The organism is Acaryochloris sp. IP29b_bin.137 (genome assembly GCF_028285745.1).
Taxonomy (GTDB): domain Bacteria; phylum Cyanobacteriota; class Cyanobacteriia; order Thermosynechococcales; family Thermosynechococcaceae; genus Acaryochloris.
On record NZ_JANQOP010000016.1, the window covers coordinates 1 to 20,303 of the forward strand.

Annotated in this window: 16 protein-coding genes; 4 read left to right on the forward strand and 12 right to left on the reverse strand. The window is 50.3% G+C overall.

Translation table 11 applies throughout. The features are described 5' to 3' along the window. Nucleotides 1–225: 225 nt before the first annotated feature. Nucleotides 226–714, reverse strand: coding sequence for a hypothetical protein (locus Q0991_RS01205; RefSeq protein WP_299484713.1), 489 nt, complete (start codon nucleotides 712–714; stop codon nucleotides 226–228). A 43-nt stretch (nucleotides 715–757) separates the two neighbouring features. Between Q0991_RS01205 and Q0991_RS01210 the strand changes: the two genes are divergently transcribed. After that, nucleotides 758–1,345, forward strand: coding sequence for a TetR/AcrR family transcriptional regulator (locus Q0991_RS01210; protein WP_299484715.1), 588 nt, complete (start codon nucleotides 758–760; stop codon nucleotides 1,343–1,345). A gap of 160 nt (nucleotides 1,346–1,505) precedes the next feature. Here the strand turns inward: Q0991_RS01210 and Q0991_RS01215 are convergent, their stop codons facing one another. From Q0991_RS01215 to Q0991_RS01225, 3 genes are read right to left on the reverse strand one after another with little or no spacing between them, the layout of a single operon-like run. Next, entirely contained in the window at nucleotides 1,506–2,780 is a 1,275-nt protein-coding gene (locus Q0991_RS01215; RefSeq protein WP_299484717.1) for a glycosyltransferase, read from the reverse strand. Then, nucleotides 2,777–4,129, reverse strand: coding sequence for an MFS transporter (locus Q0991_RS01220; RefSeq protein ID WP_299484719.1), 1,353 nt, complete (start codon nucleotides 4,127–4,129; stop codon nucleotides 2,777–2,779). Before Q0991_RS01220 ends, Q0991_RS01215 begins: the two co-directional genes overlap by 4 nt. 9 nt (nucleotides 4,130–4,138) lie before the next feature. Continuing rightward, nucleotides 4,139–4,927, reverse strand: a complete 789-nt coding sequence (locus Q0991_RS01225; RefSeq protein WP_299484721.1) for an aspartyl/asparaginyl beta-hydroxylase domain-containing protein — start codon at nucleotides 4,925–4,927, stop codon at nucleotides 4,139–4,141. A 795-nt stretch (nucleotides 4,928–5,722) separates the two neighbouring features. On the opposite strand from Q0991_RS01225, the gene Q0991_RS01230 reads away from it, so the two are divergent. Continuing rightward, the gene (locus Q0991_RS01230) at nucleotides 5,723–9,313 is read left to right on the forward strand and encodes a diguanylate cyclase (protein ID WP_299484723.1); all 3,591 of its coding nucleotides are present in this window, start codon (nucleotides 5,723–5,725) and stop codon (nucleotides 9,311–9,313) included. Here Q0991_RS01230 and lpxB read toward each other — a convergent pair. Both lpxB and lpxA read right to left on the reverse strand, forming a co-directional pair. Continuing rightward, complete coding sequence (gene lpxB, locus Q0991_RS01235) at nucleotides 9,310–10,488, reverse strand: lipid-A-disaccharide synthase (protein ID WP_299484725.1); 1,179 nt, start codon at nucleotides 10,486–10,488, stop codon at nucleotides 9,310–9,312. The genes Q0991_RS01230 and lpxB overlap by 4 nt on opposite strands. A gap of 6 nt (nucleotides 10,489–10,494) precedes the next feature. Beyond that, complete coding sequence (gene lpxA / locus Q0991_RS01240) at nucleotides 10,495–11,307, reverse strand: acyl-ACP--UDP-N-acetylglucosamine O-acyltransferase (RefSeq protein WP_299484727.1); 813 nt, start codon at nucleotides 11,305–11,307, stop codon at nucleotides 10,495–10,497. Between the two features lie 87 nt (nucleotides 11,308–11,394). Here lpxA and Q0991_RS01245 point away from each other — a divergent pair, with 87 nt between their 5' ends. Then, complete coding sequence (locus Q0991_RS01245) at nucleotides 11,395–12,921, forward strand: hypothetical protein (protein ID WP_299484728.1); 1,527 nt, start codon at nucleotides 11,395–11,397, stop codon at nucleotides 12,919–12,921. Nucleotides 12,922–12,944: 23 nt separating this feature from the next. On the opposite strand, the gene fabZ is transcribed toward Q0991_RS01245, so the two are convergent. The 6 genes from fabZ to Q0991_RS01275 all read right to left on the reverse strand — a co-directional run bounded on the left by fabZ (nucleotide 12,945) and on the right by Q0991_RS01275 (nucleotide 19,040). After that, nucleotides 12,945–13,412 carry a 3-hydroxyacyl-ACP dehydratase FabZ gene (fabZ, locus tag Q0991_RS01250; protein WP_299484730.1) on the reverse strand — a complete coding sequence of 156 codons (468 nt, stop codon included), beginning with the start codon at nucleotides 13,410–13,412 and terminating at the stop codon, nucleotides 12,945–12,947. A 41-nt stretch (nucleotides 13,413–13,453) separates the two neighbouring features. Then, a complete protein-coding gene (gene lpxC, locus Q0991_RS01255) occupies nucleotides 13,454–14,329 on the reverse strand; it encodes a UDP-3-O-acyl-N-acetylglucosamine deacetylase (protein ID WP_299484732.1) in 876 nt (291 codons plus the stop codon). A 69-nt stretch (nucleotides 14,330–14,398) separates the two neighbouring features. Further along, nucleotides 14,399–16,858, reverse strand: coding sequence for a BamA/TamA family outer membrane protein (locus tag Q0991_RS01260; protein WP_299484733.1), 2,460 nt, complete (start codon nucleotides 16,856–16,858; stop codon nucleotides 14,399–14,401). An 87-nt stretch (nucleotides 16,859–16,945) separates the two neighbouring features. Continuing rightward, nucleotides 16,946–17,683: a phosphoribosylaminoimidazolesuccinocarboxamide synthase gene (gene purC / locus Q0991_RS01265; RefSeq protein ID WP_299484735.1), complete on the reverse strand. Its 738-nt coding sequence runs from the start codon at nucleotides 17,681–17,683 to the stop codon at nucleotides 16,946–16,948. Nucleotides 17,684–17,792: 109 nt separating this feature from the next. After that, nucleotides 17,793–18,200, reverse strand: coding sequence for a DUF1824 family protein (locus Q0991_RS01270; protein ID WP_299484738.1), 408 nt, complete (start codon nucleotides 18,198–18,200; stop codon nucleotides 17,793–17,795). 36 nt (nucleotides 18,201–18,236) lie between these two features. After that, nucleotides 18,237–19,040 (reverse strand): inositol monophosphatase family protein, encoded by an 804-nt coding sequence (locus Q0991_RS01275; protein ID WP_299484740.1) that lies wholly within the window; start codon nucleotides 19,038–19,040, stop codon nucleotides 18,237–18,239. Nucleotides 19,041–19,238: 198 nt separating this feature from the next. On the opposite strand from Q0991_RS01275, the gene Q0991_RS01280 reads away from it, so the two are divergent. After that, nucleotides 19,239–20,291 carry a WG repeat-containing protein gene (locus Q0991_RS01280; protein ID WP_299484742.1) on the forward strand — a complete coding sequence of 351 codons (1,053 nt, stop codon included), beginning with the start codon at nucleotides 19,239–19,241 and terminating at the stop codon, nucleotides 20,289–20,291. Nucleotides 20,292–20,303 lie beyond the last annotated feature (12 nt).

The following is a 20,303-nucleotide window of genomic DNA, read 5'->3' on the forward strand; positions in this document are numbered from 1 at the left end:
CAACTGAAACCCCATAAACGACTCAATTACCAGAGAGGCATGAGGGCGCTATCACTGATTCAGAACACATTGTGAAACCCTTGTCATCCCCAAAGGGGACTGCGACACCTTTGCCGCTCGAAGCCTCTAAGACCCATCTCGACAGGCAAGGCAAACCTCTGATCAATCGTATCTTTCCTGCTAGATGTGGTTCCCGTTCGCAAAGGTAACGGGTTTATTTTGTGATTATTGAATAAAAGATATTAGATCAAACTCCTGACGGATATCTAAAAGGGATCGATCAAGTAATGGCTCAAACTCAAGAAATGGCAGCAGCTTTGGGCGGTTACGAGTTCTAATCCAAATGGGAATCAGTTCAATCAACACCGTAGGCAGAACTCTCAAAACCTTTCCATATAGCCAAAGTGTCCCCTTTTCTCGAATCATATCGTCATACATCACATCAACTGCAGGAGAGTTTTTCATCTTCAGATACGTCTGAAATGTACATTCACTCGTCCACCAAAATAACGGCAGAATTTTTAGCTCATCATGCATGCCCGTATCACAGCCGTAAATCACATGTCCCACATCATGTGCCCGCAAAATCTTGCCAAAGCGAGAGGGTTGAGTCGCTGGATTCGTAACGTGCGGATTGAGGGCATAGTACTCCTTGAGCCCTTCTCTCAAGGTTTGAGTACTCTTGTTGTCCATGTACAGCGGTTTGTTGTTCATATAATTACGATACTAATACGTATCGTAATTCATAATAGCATCTATGAAAGATGCCTACAAAAAATCACCCGGAAGACCCCGTAGTGTAACTTCTCACCAAGCCATGCTGAAAGCCACAATAGAACTATTGGCGGAAGTAGGTTTTGAGAAGATGAGTATAGATGCAATCGCAACGCGCGCAGGGGTCGGCAAGACTACGATTTATCGGCGCTATGCCAATAAGAATGAACTTGTTGCTGATGCCATTGAGAGCGTGCGGGAAGAGATACACCTTCCCGATACAGGTCATCTTTGGAGTGATATAGATGTATTAATTGAAAATGCCGCAAAAATAACACTGACTCCACCTGGGCAACAAGCTGTTGCCATGATCATTAGCAGTGCATCTAGTAATTCCGGGTTTGCGCAAGTTTACTGGAAGAAATATCTACAACCTCGAAAACAAGCCTTTGCTAGCGTTATTGAACGGGCAAAAGCAAGACAGGAAGTTGCAAATGACGTAGATGCAGGTTTAGTGTTCGACACGATGAGCGGCATTATGCTTTATGCATTAATCTTTCCACCAGCAGAAGCTTGGACTGACTACATCCGCCGTGCTCTTAAATTGGTCCTTAGCCCAAGGTCGAGTTAGTCCCATGCCTGGCATGCTGCTTATAAAAGTAAGGCAGGTGTCAGTCATCCATTAGCTTCGAATCAGAAGCAAGTTAATCTGCCCCAGCGAGCATTTTCTGCATTTCTCTTAACATTGGAAACAACATGCTAAGCGTGATTGATATGGCTAGCAGCCAGAATTACTGGCCAGATGCAGTCCCCACCAAAGTGCGCTTAGCTGGTGAAGATGAGTTGTTGCGGATCGCCTCTTCCCATAGCTCCACCAAAGTCTGAAATGCCCGATCCCAGCTGTAATTCTCAACACTCGATGGGGCATAGTCTCCCATCCCTCGCCGTAGGGTCGGACTCTCGATGAGAGCTTGGAGCCTATCAGCAAAATCATGGACGGATTGGGGTTCATACAAATAGCCATTACAGCCATGCTCGATATTTTCCACGACACCACCCGCCCGGGGGGCCAACACCGGAATCCCCGAAGCAAAAGCTTCTAAGATGGTTAGACCTCGTGCCTCTTTTTCCGATGTAGTAATGTGAATATCGCTATTGGCAAGCAAGGCTGGAATTTCGGCTGGATCAACCCGACCCAACAAATGCACGTGGGGCGTTAAGGCTCCTAACTCTTGCGCAATTGCCTCCCGCATGGATCCGTCGCCCACCACAATCAGTGCAATTTGATCGCGATCCACTCTAGACAGGACTTCTCGCATGGCCTTGAAGGTAAAAGCCCAGCCCTTATCTGGGGTTAACCGTCCCACGAATACCAGCTTGACCTGCTGATCGACCTGGGAGAGGTCGTAGTTCTGGGCAAAGTAGTGGGGACGACGCAGGCCGGGACTAAAGTTCTCCGTATCAAAGCCCACTAACCCAGCATAACGGGAGTTTTTAATGCCCAATTGGATGATCTTCTCTTGGGTGATTGGACTGGTGGTAAAGGTCTGATCGTAAGCGTTGTAAACTTGGCGGAGCAAAAGCTTAAACAGATTCTGCAAGCCAGCAATAGCAACGGGCGGCCAATCGAAGTAATCCTCTGCATACTCAATAAAATTGGTGCGGTAAAAACACACACAGGGAATACCCGCTTGTTTGGCATACTTGATGCCTGGCGTTTGCAACAGTCCTACAGATAATCGTTCTGGTTCATCCACATGAACAATATCGGGCTGGAATTCTCCTAGAGATTGCATCAGGCGCGAGCGGGCTCGCCAACTGATATTGCGCTCAAAGTCCAACCCCATAAAGGCATCACTCGGCAAGTTAACGACCTCAATATGGGGGAGAATCTCGCCCGTGTAGTCTTGCCAGTGGGGGTAGATGCTGGCCAACGGACTGTAGTCAGGGCAAAAGACCCGAACTTGATGTCCCCACTGGCTCAGCTTTTTCATCCGGTTAAAGTCAGCGACGGTGACCCCATCAACCACCGGGAGGAAACCAGAGGTAATCATTGCAATCTTCATGGCGAAGTTACTTCCTCAAAACTGTAAGCATCACGAATGTCTGGTTTAGAGATGGATACATCGGGGCGTTTAACGGTGGGCAACTCCACATCTAAGCGACGCAAGCGACGACTTCGAAAGGCCATGGCAGTTGCTAGTAAATTGCCAATTCCCATCAGCAGCACCATTAGGGCAATTCCTCGACCTTCACCAATGCCGCCAATGTGGGGGCCGACCGTTTCTGCAAACGGGCCTCCAGCCATCAAGGGTTCTAGGAAGTTCTCAACGAGAGGACCCACGACAATATAGGCAAAGATAGCCAAGGACTTTTCAATCATTTGCTGCAGTGCAAACACCCGCCCCTGGTAATGTTGAGGGACTTTACTCTGCCAAATCGCTTGATTACAACTAACGATGATGGGTTGGGCAAACAAATAGACAAACAGTCCCAACGCTGCCAGGGGAATGGAGGTTTGTAGGGCCGCCATCAACATAATGAGAGCTTGTAGTGGAATAAAGTAGAGCAGACCGTAAACTTTGCGTTTGGGGCCCCCCCAAGCCGTCATCACAATGCTGCCTAGCAGCAGACCGCTGCCGCCAATCGATAGCACATATCCCAACTCTTCCCGCGAACCAAAATCCAAAATCAACGGCCAAAATACCACTTCTAAAATACCGACGGAGAAGAAATTCGTGGACATGTACTGGAGTAGCCGAGCCAGGCCCGGGCGTTTGGTGATGTAACGCCAGGCAAACTGCATCTCTTGCAGCAATCGTCGGATTTGAGGAGGCTTGGTCTGTTTTGTACGGTTAATTTTGGGGAAACGGGCAATCAGCAGGGTCGATAGGGCGATGAGAAAGGTGCTGAAGTCAATGACCAAGATGCCGCTGATGCCTAAGATACCGATCAAGAACCCTGCGATCGCAGGTGAAATCACCCGAGCGATACCGCGGGAAATCTGAACCATGCCGTTCATCCGGCTGTATTGGCTAGACGGTGTCAACTGTGCGATCGCTGCCGTATAGGCCGGGACTTGAAACGCATTGAAAATCGAGTTAATCCCCACTGCCAAGTAGATATGCCAAATCTCCAGCTGATTGGTAAAAACCAGGGCACCAATGATCAGCGTGCCAATGCCCGCAGCAGCATCGCTGAGAATCATGGCCCACCGTCGGTCCCAGCGATCTACGAGAGATCCGGCAATCGGTGAAATCAGCATGTTAGGCAAGTAGGTGCATAAAATCACCATTGCCAATTGACTAATAGACTGATTTTGCTGGTAAACCCACACGCCCAGGGCAAACTCCGTCAGTTTTGTACCCAACAGAGAAACAACTTGCCCTAACCAAATCAGCAGAAATGTTTGCATCTAGCGCCTTTAAACCTTCACAACAGCATCGGCTTTTTCTCGAGGGACTGCCTGAGCAAACCGCTGTTCCCATTTTTTTTGATTGGCCTGGGCATCCCGAATATAAGGGGACCAAGCAATCAACTGAATCAACACCTGATTCAACCAAGACAATGGAAACCGCAGCGGACGGACAATATCCAGGAACAACACGACTCGAATTTGATCCGTTTCATTCCAGGCTTCGTGGAGATAGGTATCATCAAACACCATGGTCTTGCCTTCCTGCCAATAGCGAATCTGGTCATGCACCCGAATTCGGCACGCTTCATTGGGTTCAGGAATTTTGAGTCCCAGCAAGCATCGCACCACCCCTTTGTAGGGACCTCGATGCTCGGGAATGTGCTTGCCCGGCAGCATAATAGAGAAAAATGCGGTTTTCATGCCTGGAATCTGTTCAATCAAGCGAGTCGTTTCGGGACAGCGCTGACAATTTTGTTCTGCTCTGCAGCCATAACCATAGAGAAAGTAAGTTTTCCAAAGATCGTCTTTGCTGGTAGACGTGGCTTGATCAGGAGAAATATCTTGAAAGTTGGGCAACCGTTCGCTATGAGTCAAAACGCCATCTAATTCTTGGCGAATCATTTCCCAATTCATCTCCAATGTTTGAGTCCACTCAAATTGTGAGACATCTAAAAAAGGAGCATCCCCCACTTTTGAATAATGCGGAATCAGTTTTTCAAACTGCTGCAGGATAGGGGCACCCACCTGGTAGATTAGAAAATTGCGTAAATTTCGTTTTTTCTTTTGCACGGACATAACAGCTCAGACAAACTTGATTCTTGCAACCCGCCGTTCACTAACGACTTCCCACTGCTTTAAGCCATTACCAGACTAAATAAAAAGGCTACCCAGGGGATTGATATCCATCACACTGGTTTAACCATAAACCCTTTGACAGAATTTCCTGGCTTTGAGAATCAGCATTCTTTGACATCAAAAAAACAGTTTTGTTTCTGTCGCTTTGGGGATTTTAGGTATTTGGCAGTAGTGCAGCTCAGATCACTTGGTTGCCAGCCAATTAAGACGAAATTAAATCTAAATCAAAGGCTATTTTTGAGCAATGTATTTCCACACTGAAGCCTGCATTTAGCAAAGTCAAACCCAGATGTTTAGATTTTTTAAGTGTCCAGTCCGTCGCCGCTTCATCCTGTTGGAATTGCAAAAGTCCAGTTCGAAGCCGTATCCAGTCTCAATTGGCGTTACAGCTGAAAGCGTATAGGGGTATTTTCGCAGGTCTCAGAAAGCTCATTGGCCAGCTTTGCCCCTTGAGCGATCCCTTGCCCCTATGACCAGCCCTCCTAATCGCTGCAACCCGAATCAGGAGGGCTGTCTATCGTCTCCATTAAGCCAAGTTTATAGTCCTCTGTCGGTAAGGGTACACTAAGGCTGGTGAGGGTTTTGAATCGTTGAGTCGCCTTGAGACTCCAAACAAGCAGAGGATACTTTCGCAATACCCATCAAGGGGCAGGGGTGCCATCGAAGATTGTTCCCATCAATCTTCCCAGGGTGGGCTAGAGCAGTTTTACCGCAGTGGTCGCAGAGAAAAGAAGGTTGTCAGGCATTCAAAAAATTTGGACTCAATTAGCCCTCCTCCCTAAGCAAATGTCTTTGGGGATTCGTTCGTGGCTCCATCACTTAGAAACGACAACAGACGCACTGCCGGACTTCACCCAACCCCTCCTGACCAGTAGTCAGGTCTTACTGGCCTATCAACAGCTCACCGCTCTGGAATCTCAACGCCTCGCCCTACCAGATCGACTGCAAACATCAGTGGAAATTTTGAGTCAGGCCCTAGGGTTTCCCCTTGTGATTTTGGAAACTTATGACCCAGACCACCAAAGTCTAGTATTTCAGGCAGGCACCGTCTGTCCGCTTCAAAATACGGAAATTGCGCCCTGCCAACCCTTATCCCCCCTGGCAAGTCGAGTCTTAAGGGCAGCGACAGCCATCGCCATGACCGATGCGGATGCGCATCCTGACCACAGCGGTTTATCGGTCTACCTCCCTGATTCAGCGGTTATGGAGACGGTGATTCAGTTTCCCTTAATGGCCAATCAAACCGTTTGGGGAATATTGAGTGTCGCCAGGGCTGAGCCCATCTCTGGCGCGAACGTCTATTGTGCTTGGGGACAAAGCTTAGCCAGTTACCTGACGTGGATGTATCGTTCTGAGCAGGTCAAGACTCAGATGTCCACGATGCAGCAACAGCTGAAGCTAGCAGTCAGTAGCCTCAACGGCTACTTCTATGATTGGGATATGGGCAGTGGGCAGATTTTGCAATTTGCCCAAGCGCCGGATGCACCTGCTGCCGTAACCCATCAACTCTCCCTTGGAGCCTGGATCGACCAAATTTATCCCGATGACCAACCGCTATTCGAGTCGCTCGTTGAAGCGGATTTTCAGGGGAAGGATCAGTTCGAACTCGAGTATCGTTTGCTCTCAGAAGCGGGCCAAATCGTATTTATGTGCGATCGCGGCATGGTGCAACGCGATCCGCAAGGGCGTCCCCTTCGGGTAGTGGGTACCGTCACCGATATTTCGGAACGGAAGCGGCAAGAACTATCCGCCCAACAGCAAGTCCAGCACTACCAAACCCTGCTGTCTGATATCAACGTCGTTCTCTTTCAAACGGATATCACCGGAAATTGGTCTTATCTCAATCCCACTTGGTCACGCCTGACCGGGTTTTCAATCGAGGACAGCTTAGGAAAACCGGCCTGGGACTTTATTCATCCTGACGATCAGCTAAAACTCCAAGAGGCCATTCAGAATCTCGTTGATCAAACGTCCGACGACTATCATCACGAGCTGAGGTCCCGCACCCAGGCGGGGGAGACCTGCTGGTTTGCCGTCCATCATCAAGTGCTGCACGCCGCTGACGGGAAATGTCTCGGAACCACCGGCACACTGATTGATATCACTGAACGGAAACAACTGGAACACGAACTGCTCCACGATGCCTTACATGATGGCTTAACCCATCTCCCCAATCGAGTACTATTTTTGGATCGCTTGGAACAAGCTTGTCGCTCATTTCAACGGCATCCCGATGACCTATTTGCCGTCCTATTCTTGGATCTCGATCGCTTTAAAATCATCAATGACACCCTGGGGCATTTGGTGGGCGACCAGCTTCTGATAGCGGTTGCCCAACGACTAGAAGCTTGCCTTCGGCCGGAAGATACGGTAGCCCGGCTGGGAGGAGACGAATTTACAGTCCTTTTGCCCAATATTGACCAAATCGAAGATGCCACTCACGTTTGCGATCGCATTCTCCAAACCCTGAGCACCCCCTTTGCCCTCAGCAACACCGACGTGTTTATCTCAACCAGCATCGGCATTGCCTTGAACGGTGATCCTGATCAGCAACCGGATGATCTGCTACGGCATGCGGATATTGCCTTGTACCGTGCCAAAGCGTCTGGCAAAGGGTGTTATACAATCTTCACCCCAGACATGCCCTTACAACCTCTGGCCCCGGCTGATCGCAACACGGAACTCCCCCCAGCCCTGAACAACGAAGAGTTGCGTCTGTACTGTCAGCCCATCCTATCCTTAGAGACCCAAGACGTTTGGGGATTTACCCTCCAGTCTTATTGGCAACATGCTACCCGGGGCCTATTACCGCCTAGTGAATTTTTCCATTCCCCGACTGAACCCAAATTACAGGCCTCCATCGGCTGGTGGCTATTGCGGGAAGCCTGTCGGCAACTGTCTAAATGGCAACGCACCCCCACCAAACATCCCTTATCCATCGTGGTAGTTGTGACTGAAGCTCAGTTAGACTCCTCCCATTTCTTATCCAAGTTTGAGCAGACGTTAGCTCAGGATTCAATTGATCCAAGACAGCTGATCCTAGAACTCCCGGAGACGCTATGGCCTCGCCCTTCTGGACAGGTGCTCACCCATGCCAGAGCGCTGCAGGCCCAAGGGGTGCGTTTGATCCGCACCCAGCATGATCACCACTATGAGTGGTTATCTACAGATCCACTTTTGCCGATAGACTGGGTTAAACTGTCACCCACATTCTTGGGTAACCTAGAACAGCAAGGGTACCTAGAATCGGTTCATTCGATGTTTATTCAGGCAGCTAAGGCCGGAATTCATCTGTTTGCCGATGGCATTCAAGCGCCTAAACAGCTTATTCTATTGAGTGCTTTGAAATGCGATTATGGGCAAGGGGGTCATTTTACAGACGCCCTACCTGCTCACACCGCAGATCCTTGGTTAGAACCCTCATTCTCCCAACCCCTTGACAGCATGCCCCCCTCAACACCCATGTCACTCTTGATCATCTACAGCCCGATTGGTCAATCCCAAGTCCCTTTGGTGGGTAAGCGAACATGGACCATCGGTCGCAGTCCAGACAATACAATTGTGCTTCCCGACCGATGGGCCTCTCGCAATCATGCTCAACTCCGGGCAACTGAGACCGGTGAGTTTTACCTGACTGATTTGGGCAGTGGCAACGGGTCGGTCGTTAATGGCGAGAGAGTTACTATGCCAGTCATCCTCAAAGATGGCGACCTGATCACCATTGGCCATTCGCAACTAGAATTTCATCATCGTAGTAGCGAATCTGCCTTAAGGACCATCGACACGGCTCCCAAGAACGTATTGATGATGCAGGCCTCACACTTACAAGGGCAGGTCTGGAAAGAAGCGCTCAGTTCTCAAGGCATTTCTCTGACCTGGCTCAATGAAAATATTGATTTGGCACAGTATCTGACCCAGTCCATAAAATCGGGTCAAGGTATACCAGACTTACTGCTGTTGGATATGACTATTCTTAAGCCCAATCCCTACAGCTTTTGCCGCTGGTGCCACAATCTCCATCCCAACCTCAAAATTATTCTGACCAGTGGAACTCGTACCTTTGTTCCTACCTCAGAGCGAAAATGGGCGGTTCATCAGGGCGCATCGGAACTGATTGCCGCCTTTGATGAAGGCAGTATTTTCTCAAACTTAATTGATGTGATGGCTAAGGTGAGAGTCGTACTAGCGGCGCTCAACTGGCGTCCGATTGAACAAGGCTCCCTATCTTCAGCACTACTGGCGGTTAAACCCCATCTCAACACAACGACGTTTAGCAGCAAGCAAACCATTATTGGGGAATTACCCGCCGACCTAGAGTTGAATTAGAACACCTTTGAAGCGGCTAATACTCCCAGAATCGCTTGGGCAGCCCGTTGGAGAACGCCCGGTTCACCTAGTCGTGACCGGACCGCTTGATACCCTGCCATCATCTCGTGCCTGACTCCCTCATCCCTTAGCAACTGACAGGCCAAAGCCGCAATCTGGTCTGGGGTAGCTTCCTGCTGCAAGAGTTCGGGGACCACCGCTTGTCCAGCCACAATATTGACGGGAGAGATATAGTCAGTCTGAAAGTTGAAGCAATATTGGTAGAGCCAAGCACTAATGGCTCCAACTCGGTAGATCACCACTTGTGGGACATTCAGTAGGGCAGTCTCTAGATTGGCAGTTCCAGATTTTGTAATCACGACATCCGCTGCCGCCATTACGGTGTGTGAGTCGGGGAACAGCGACACAGGCAGCCCCGCTGTCTGGAGCGCTTGGGTCAAAACTGAGCGATAGGACGGTAAGGCTAAAGGCACCCAAAACTGAACGTTGGGGACTTGATCCGCGATCCGGTGGGCAGCTTTCAGCATAACGGGGAGCAAATACGCTAGTTCCTGTTGTCGCGAAGCAGGGACTAGCGCAATCATGGGCTGCTGGGAATCAAGTTCTAAGCGTTGACGAGCCTGGGCACGAGTCGGGAATCGTGAGAGTCGATCCAATAAGGGATGCCCAACCCAGCAGATATTCGCACCCTCCTCTTCGTAATATGTGGCTTCCTGGGGGAAGATTGCCAGCATTTGATCGCTCAGTTCTACCACTTGCTGGGTCACCCCTAACCCTTGAGACCACACCCATTCTGGGGGTGCAATATAGTAAACCACTGGCATGTGGAATATCTGTTTGAGCCGCTTACCCAGGCGGAGATTGGAACCAATATAATCGATCAAAAGGGTCAGATCAGGTGGGGTCCGTTCGAGCTGACGGATGACCTGCCTATGCAGCTTGAGGGTGGGCCAGATCAAGGGCAAGGCATTAACTGGACCAATCGCGCCGATTTTGCTGGTATCACCCAGAAGATGGGCACCTGCTGCAGCCATTTTAGGCCCTCCAAGGGCCAGGATTTCCAGGTCATACCCCCGGGCTTGAGCCTCAGTCAGCAGCGCGGGAATCAGCAAACTGCCCTGCAGATCACCAGAGACCTCTCCCGTACTTATAAAAAGCCGATAAGAGCAGGACATGGTGAATCAGAAGGCACAACGCTGCCGTCCAGGGGTTAAGCCCCGTCTACCCTGCGCCGCTCGCATAAACTGACACAAATGCTGGATCAAGGGGTGATCCGACAATAACTCAACTTGAGCAAGGGCTTCTTCCAATCGCAGCCCTGACCGATACAAATATCGAAAGGCTTGTTTGAGGATGCCTCTCATCTTCCCATGCAATAAATCATAGATGCCATGCCGCCGTAAGCCGACTTGATTTAAGGCCCTGACATGGGCAGGATTGCCTTCTACTAGCATTAAGGGAGGGACATCACGAATAATCCGACTCATACCCCCAATCATGGCTAACTGTCCGACATGGACAAACTGATGAATCCCCAAAACACCGCTAATATTGGCTTGGGATTCCACCTGGACATGGCCACTGAGGGCGACGGCGTTGGCAATCACCACTCCATCAGCAATTTGGCAGTTATGACCAATATGGACGTTCGCCATCAGGAGATTATCGCTACCAATGCAGGTGAACGCTTGGGCTCCACTAGCTCGATGAATGGTGACATATTCGCGAATCTGGTTGCGATCGCAAATCTTCACCCCACTCGATTCCCCGCGATCATTCCGATCCTGGGGTTCCATGCCAATAATCACGCCTGGAAAAATGCGATTATCGGCCCCAATCTCGGTCCAGCCGTCAATCACAGCATGGTGCCCCACCGTTGTTCGGGGACCGAGGGTCACCCGTTGACCAATCACCACATAGGCCCCAATCTGCACCGTTTTATGCACGGTTGCACCGGGATGAATCACTGCGGTGGGATGAATCAAATCGGTCATGAAGAGACAGCGTTTTACAATGACTATCTGAGGGTAGCATTTTAAACCAACGGCCTCGCCTCCAGATTATATTGAGCGTAGAAATTAATGCGGAACAGTTTTTTTGACGATTCCTTAGACAAAGCCTCTATCAAACAACGTATCCGCGAATTAAAGCAGGCCACTGTTGGCTTCTATAGCATTGGTCTTTACCCTGGCTCTTTAGCTTACAATGCCGTGATGCAAGCGGGGGGGACCCCATTAATTCTGGCCCCTCGACCCGGGCGAGATCTGATGGGGGCCTTCTCAGAAGACGCTAAAAGTGGGATGGATGCTGATCATGTCGTGAATTTGCACCGCATGGCTCGCCACACTGAAGGACATGCCTCGGTCACCAATACGCTAGACTACCTGATTCAGCACTGTGACTTGGTGGTGCTCAGTGCCAACAGTAACTATATCGAACAGGATTTAGAAGAAGCCTGTACGCTTCGGCGTAAGCTGGGCCGTACGAATGTCGTGTTAGCTTGTTTGGCAGGGTCTTTCAGCCATGACAAGGTGACGAATACATCCTATGTTCTCTGTGAGAAAAATCCGAATCTCGCTTTTTTCTCAGGGTTTCATCGTGATGGGGCCTTAAGAGATCCCGTGGATAGTTTTACAGCCAATTTTTGTCACCCGAATGCCTTAACAGCCTTGATTGGTGCCTTTCTTCTGGATGGCATCTCTTTGAATATTCAAGTGTCGCCCGGTGTACATAATGTCGAAGCCCAATATATCAAAGCAGCCAAAAATATGGCTTCGATCTTTGCGGGGTTTGGCTATGAGTTTCACTGGGACAACACGGGAATTTTGCCAACGCTGCTCACCCTCCTTTTAGACCAATGTTTAGATCAAGCGGCAACCGTCTCTATGTCTCGCAATGATCGACAGAAACTGTACACTCAACAACCAATTGATTTAACGGAACTGGGCTATGGCGTGCCCATGATTGAAGCTACGCTTAATCAAGGGGGAGATAAAGACAAAGTTCGTGATCATACCTTTTCACAACTCACCGCCATGGTGGCCGATGTGCGAGGCAGTATGACCAGTCCCACCACCGGGCAACCCACCCGTAATTTCCGGGCCGGACAGGTGTTGGCCCGATCCATGAAAGAACATGGACGTTGTCCCTACAGTATCGAAGAATTTGAGCAGTGGTGCGAAGATGCGGGTCTCAAGAAAGGGGGCTTAGAGGGTGTCAAAGCGCTACGGTACTGGCCTCAGATTACAACGAAGTACAAGATTCAAGTGCATGATGCTTCCATGATCAACCTTCTGCATACGGTGATCTGTGGGGATGGCAAGGAGCAGAATTTCGCCTTTCAAGTGATGACGAAAAGTCGTGAATTGTCCAATTATTGCCAAGAGTCGGTTCGACCGCCCCATAGTCGTAAATATGCGAGTATTCTCAACAATTTGGATAAGCCTGAGTCCTTAGAGCAGCTTGCCAATGCCATCATTGCTGATAACGCCCGCAACGCCCTAGAAGTTGAGGAGCCAGAGTTAGAAGAAATCACCCCGCAAGCCGATGACCCGGCTTATTTGCAGGCGATGGATAGTATCGAACAGAATATGGATACCACAGAGTAAAGATTGCAGGAGCAGCCCTTACATTAGTCCACCATGGCAAACATCAGCTCTCCTGAACAGGATAATTGCCCCTCTACCTCGGCTTTTGTCGACATCATGGCAAATCGCTTCCGTTTCAAAGACAGTAGCTCAGCCGTGATAATCAGCTGGTCCCCAGGGACCACAGAGCGGCGAATTCTGACTTTATCGATCCCGGTAAATACGAAGAGTTTGCCAGCAGGAATATCGGGGAGTTGAGAGAGGACAATGCCCCCAACCTGGGCCATGGCTTCAACAATCAGTACTCCCGGCATCAGGGGACGGCCCGGAAAATGGCCTTGAAAAAACGCTTCATTCATGGTCACGTTCTTGATGCCCACCGCCCGCTCAGACTCTTTGTAGTCAATAACTCGGTCAACCAGCAGAAAGGGATATCGATGGGGCAGTAGCTCTTGGATCTCCTCAATCATAAAGGTGGTTTTAGGATCGTTAGGACCAGAGGGATTTGACATAATAAGCAATCACGATTCAACGAAGGATCAGTCAGCCAGACTCAATCAGACAAGACTTGCTGAAGGCGCTTGGCAAAGCGAATATGGAGCGAGTGACTGGCTTTATATGCAACGTAATGTGCCGAGGGTAGATACCCTAATAAACTCAAATCGCCGATTAAATCCAGCAGTTTGTGGCGAACCGGCTCATTCGCAAATCGCAACGGCGGATTCAGCCATTCGTCCTGACGACAAACCAAAGCATTGTCTAGACTACCACCTTTGATGAATCCCATCGTTCGTAAGGATTCTACATCCTCTGCACGGCCAAAAGTACGGGCGGGGGCAATGTCAAAGAGAAAGTCTTGGGGAGAACATCGGTGCCACTGTTCGCCAATCGCAGGTTCAGGAAAATCAATGCCGCAACTAAATGAAAGCTGGGGTTCTGGCATGGCCATGACAAAAGCCTCACCCTTTTGCTCCAGCACTGGATAGTGAAGCGTAGGCACTAAACGGCGTTCAGACTGCAGTTGATATCCTGTATCAAGAATGGCAGTGGTCCACATCTGAGCGGATCCATCCAAAACGGGAATCTCTGGCCCCTGAAGCTCAATGCGGGCATTATCAATGCCCATACCCACTAAGGCAGCCAATAGATGCTCCACCGTGGCGATCGTGATATCCCTTTGTCTCAAGGTTGTGCAGAACTGGGTCTGGTGCACAAATGAAAGGTGTGCAGCAACGGGAACGTTTGGATGCTCCATCCACACACAATAACGCCCTTGATGGGGCGGAGCCGGATAAATGGTCACTGAAGTGTTTGCACCCGTGTGTAAGCCAATGCCTGCCAGGGTAAAGCTGTGGTTGAGGGTGTGTTGATAGGGAGATGCGATCGCATCCTTAAAGCATTTGATCGCCTTGGTTGTGAGGCCAGACATTACCCCCATACCGACAGAGTCCCCAAGATATCAATAGACTTGGGCATTAAAGCGGTACGCCAATAATCCCTAAAACCGCTGACCAAATCCGAAGTGGAATTGATTGTCCCCATCATCATTGATGCCATAGTCTAACCGGACTGGCCCAATCGGCGTTTTAACCCGTAGTCCAACCCCATAGCCAAACCCCACACCCGGCTTACCCCGAACAATGCCTGGGCGGCCCGGGACATTGCCTTGAGTGCCTAAGTTACTGCCCACATCAAAGAATAGTACGGCCCCCACACCGCCCAAGAAATTAATCACCGGGAAACGATATTCAGCTGTCGCCTGCATAAAGCTGCGGCCACTGCCGAGATCGCCTTCACCATAGCCCCGTACTGAAGAGCTGCCACCCAAGGAAAAGGCTTCATAGGGCGGCAAGTCACCCAAAATAGTGCCAGCTTGGACATTAAAGGCCAACGCTTGTGGCCCTTCGGTAAAGTTCGTGAGTTTGATGGGGAAGAAATAGCTAAAGCTACCCCGGAGTCGCGTCATCAGGATACTGCCCGAACCAATGGGAGCCGACTGTTCCAAACCAAAGCGCAGCGCGTATCCTTTTGTGGGATCCGCAGGATCATCCCGTAAATCCCGTCCAATGCCAAGTTGAACTGTCAGCAAGTCATCTTGGCCAGAGCCACTAAAGCTTAAGTTATTGCCTAATTCATCCACAGGAGAAATCGAGAAGTCACTGTCGCGGACGGAAATTCGTTGGTATCGGAACCCCACCGATCCAGTCCAGGCTTGCCGCAGGTTATCGAGATCCGTGGTAAAGGGGCGGTTAAAAACGCCACTAATCCCCAAGCGGTTGACGCGAGGGGTATCTCCATTGGGGAGATCCACTTCGATCGGACCTTCATCGAAGACGAGGGGCAGGGTCAGTCTGTTAAAGATATTGATGCTGTAGGAGGAATGGTTCGGATCTCCTGCAATCCACGGATCTGTAAAACCAGCATCAAACAAAAATTCTCGGGTTCCGGCCTGAGCTTGGATGCTCAGGTTTTGGTTATTGCCCCCTAAATTACTTTGGGTAAAGGAGCCCGTACCAAAGAAACCGCTCCGGGAGCTAAAACCAGCACCGGCAGAGAAGCTAGCCGTGCTCCGTTCCTGCACATTGAGGTTGACCACGACTTTCCGAGGATCTTGCCCCGGCTCAAGGGCCACCTTGACATCTTCAAACAGCCCCAAGCCAAACACCCGCTGCAGGTCGGTTTGGAGCTTATTCCGGTTCAAAGGTATCCCCGGTTCGGTGCGCATTTCACGGGTAATAATAAATTTTCGAGTCTTGCCCTTCGTCGGTTCTCCGTCTTCATTGATATAGCGAACGTCAATCTCTTCCACGACCCCTTCAGCGACCTGTAGGGTAACGGTACCATCGGGGTCAACTTGGGGAACCCCTACCACCTGAGCAAGGACAAAGCCTTCGTCTTGGTAGTATTTATTGACGCGGGTGACCCCGGCTTGTAGATCTCGGAGGTTGAGAATCTTGCCATATTGTGGGCTAAAAATCTCGTCCACCTTCTCTTGGGTGAGGACCTGATTACCCGCTACTTGAACCGATCGCAGGGTGGGATTGGGCTGAACGAAGAAGGTGACCCGGACCCCTAACGGAGTATCGCTCGGTTCGGCTCGGACATTGCTAAAAAAGCCCGTGCCAAAAATAGCATTAATGTCGGATTGAATTTGCGATCGCGTCGTCGTTTGCCCCGGTCGCGTACTAATGGCTTCATAGGCATTAATGGCTAAATCACCGTCTACCCCCTCCACCAAGACTTCAGACACCAACACCTCTGGTTCAGGGGCAGCCGGAGGCTCAGCGGTTTCTGTTGGGGGTTGAGGCGGTGCCCCTGGAGACTCAACCGAGTTCTCCGGGGACGGTGCTTGAGCGGGGGCTTCCCCCGGATTACCACTAGGAATATCTCCACTGGGTACAGGGAGGCCTGGGGCTGCCGGAGACTCTGATGGTGCAGCATCCTCAGCTGCGGGGGGTTCCGCCGGATCCTCTCCCGGTGCAGTCGGAGCAACGTCTTCAGCGGCGGGGAGATCTGTAGGGGTATCTCCGGGCGCACCTGTCTCTGGGGCCGCCTCTTCTTCTGTCACAGGAGTATCCCCCGGCACGATGGGAGCGACGTCTTCAATGGCAGGTGTTTCCCCCGGAGCTCCGGTACTCGGGGACGCTTCATCGGTTGCAGACTCTATATTTTCTTCGGGGGAGGGAGACGTCTGACCTTCGGGTGGGGCGGGTTGTGAGGGAAGGGGAAAAACCGGGGCGGTTTGGGTGGGCGCATCATCTGTCGGTAGTTGCCCGATTTGCAGCGGTGGGGCAACCGGAATAGCCCGTTTAAGGGATGCTTGGACGTTATTCTTTTCAGAAGAAGGTTGATCTTGGGCTGGCGCTGGCGCGACACCACCCAGCAGGACCGCCGTCACCACGGTTGCACCGAGAATCGGTGGAAGACTGAGAATCTTGATGGATTGAGATTGAGTCACTTCACACACCACATGCAACTGAACAACAAGGATTGCTAAGGGAATTCTTAAAAAAATCCAAAACAGGGAGTATTTTATCGCACCAAGCTAAGAAACGTATATGTCCTGGGCCAGAACCCGTTCCATAACCCGAGTGTAGGCCGTATCCACTTCTCCTAAATCACGCCGGAAACGATCTTTATCCATCACCCGTCGATTGGGGTCCGATTCAGCATCGTCCCAGAGTCGACAGGTGTCAGGGCTGATTTCATCTGCCAGCAAAAGCTGTTGGTCCGATGTCATCCCAAATTCCAATTTGAAGTCTACGAGGGTGATACCACACTGATGAAAAAAATCAATCAGGAGCTGATTGACCTGTAAAGCCAACTGACGAAGTTGCGCTAGCTGCTCTGGTGTGGCTAGCTTCAAGAGGAAGATGCGATCGCGCGTGAGTAACGGATCCCCCAACACATCATCTTTGTAATAAAAATCTACTAGCGGCTGGAACAAGGCAACACCTAACTCTAGTCCTGTTTGTTGACAGAGACTCCCCGCTGCAATGTTCCGGACCACCACTTCGAGCGGCACAATTTGCACTGCGCGTATCCGCATCTGGTCTGGGTTAGGTTGATCGATAAAATGGGTCGCCACCCCTGCCGCCTCCAGCATCTTAAATAAGTGAGTAGCAATGGCACAGTTGATACGGCCTTTGTTGGTGATGGTGCCCCGTTTCTGAGCATTAAAAGCCGTCGCATCATCCTTATACTGGGCTAAAAGGATGTCTGGATCGTCTGTCTGATAGATAATTTTGGCTTTCCCTTCATAGAGAACTTCGCCAGTAGCCATCACAGTCTCCTCAAATTTGGGGTGTGGGGACAGTATAAATGAGCTGCCAGAATTGTATGGGATCCGGAGCACCGTCAATACTCCAGGGGTGACACTTTCTGGAGATGGATTAAGCCGTTGGAAACAAATCTAACGGGAAATGGCCGTAGGTCTGATTTATCGCCTCTTCAGTGGCAGACTGAAACGCGATCAGCACACCCCGGTGGTCACCGGTATAGCCATCGGTATAGCAACTCCCTAAATTGGGATTGAATTTGAGATAGGTTGGCCCGACAATTGGTTGCCAAGTCTGAGGCATCGAATAGCCAAAGGCTTGGGTATAGGCTCTTAAAGCAGCAATGGCCTGATCACAGGTTTCAGCCAAGATGCCAAACATTTGATAGTCAGTAGCCTGGGCTAAGGCTAATAAAGCGGTCTTAACTTGCTCTCTCTCATCGACCGCCATCGGCGGAGCGTCAAGCATTGAAAATTGGGCCAGTGTCGATTGGGATTGTTGAACGGTGGGGGAAAGGGGCATAGCAGTGATTATATTAGCGACAACTATACAGATTGTTTAGGGTTGGCCAATGGAAGTGACGAGAGGCACAAATTGTTCGACCCATTGGGCTTGACTGACCACCAACGTGGGATAAGCCACCTGGCTATAGTTTTGTCCCACGACTAACGGAAAAATAGGCTTAGGAACCAAGGGAACCCACGAACCACCTGCCGCTTGGACAATCGGCCAAACCCCAGCGATATCCCAAATCTTAGGGGTTGCTTCTACCGCACCGATGGTAATCCCATGAGCCACGGTGAGCAGGTTGTAACTTGCGGACCCCAGCATTCGAATTTTGCAGGGGAATGGGGTCTGTAACACCGAAAGGCTGCGAGCACAGAGACTAAAAAATTGATTACTGGCTGGGGCATCCGGTCGGGTTTGAATAGACGTTTGATTGCAAAAGGCTCCATCGTTTTGATCCGGTGCAGACCAAAAGCCGTGAAAGGTCTGCTGCAAAGGTGGGATGTGGACACAACCAAACACCGGTACACCCTGATAGAGCAATCCTAATGAGGTTCCCCAAATGGGAACGCCACGAGCAAAGTTCGTGGTGCCATCAATCGGATCAATAATCCAGCACCAGTCGTTGTTGGGAAAAATATGTTCTGCTTCTTCACTGAGCACTCCATGCTCAGGAAACGCAGATGCGATCGCCTGACGGAGAAAGTGGTCGGCCCATTGGTCAGACGGCGTGACAAGGCTACCATCAGGTTTAGACGTCGATTGAACGACCCCAAACTCAGTTAACAAGCGTTCCCCAACTTGTTGAGTCACCGTGTGAGCAAAGGTGACTATAGAGGTCCAGAATGTTTGCATCAATTTTCCCTATGGGGATCGCCCTCTACCGTACCGCGTTTATAACGGATAATCGAGCAACTATTGGTTGAGTTGCACGTCAAAACCCTTAAATACCTGGAATCTGTATAAAAATATTGAGCTAGATTGCAAATCCCAGGTGTGTTTAGCCCCTCTGAGTCTACTCTGTTTAAGCGTTCTATTGAATATCACACCACTATGACTGCTCTCTCTCATCGCGTATTGGTTTTAGGTCTAGGTTTTGCGATCGCTGGCAGTCCTTTGGGCATCGCCAACGGACCGTTACGATTCTCTCCCTTTCCGGCCCAAGCCCAACCGAGTTCTCCGACTCCCCCCCCTCAGCCGCTGCAAAGCAACCCCCTCTTTCAGATTCGCCAAAATAGCAAGATGGGCTTTATCAATCGCTCTGGCCAAACGATTATTCCCCCTCAGTATGACGATGGACATGCCTTTTCCGAGGGACTTGCAGTCGCCCAATCCGGCGAGAAATATGGCTACATCAATCCACAGGGACAATGGGTGATTAAACCCCAGTTTGAACTCGCAGAGGATTTTTCTGAAGGCTTAGCGGCGGCGATGATCAACGATCAGCTCGGCTATATCAATTCTTCGGGACAATGGGTGATCAAGCCGCAATTTTTTTTGGTCGGCCCCTTCTCGGAAGGGATGGCACGGGTCTTAATTGGTAAAAAATATGGCTTTATCAACCGCCAAGGGCAAGTGGTGATTCCGGCCCAATACAATCTGGCCCATGATTTTGCTGATGGCCTTGCGAAAGTCCAGCTGAACGGCCGAGTCGGATTTATCAACAAAGCGGGACAAGCCGTCATCGCCCCCCAGTTTTATGAAGCCTCTCCCTTTCAAGAGGGACTGGCAGCCGTGGAAACCAATCAAAAATGGCGATATATTCAACCGAATGGTCAGTTTGCCCATACCACCCAATTTGATCGGGCTTGGGCGTTCAGTGAGGGCTTAGGACTCGTTCGCATCGGTCTCAAATATGGCTTTATCAATAAAGCTGGGCAAATAGTGATTCCCCCCAAGTTTGATCGGGCTGGTTCTTTTTCTGAAGGCAAAGCTTGGGTGACCGTGGGCAAGCAGCAAGGTTATATCAATAAGGCAGGTGCCTTTGTGATTTCCCCGCGATTTGATGAAGCCAGCAATTTCAACCAAGGACTCGCGCTGATTAAGTCAGGCGGCAAAGCAGGATATGTGAATCCATCCGGCCAAATCGTTTGGCAAAGTCCCTGACCCACAGGTATC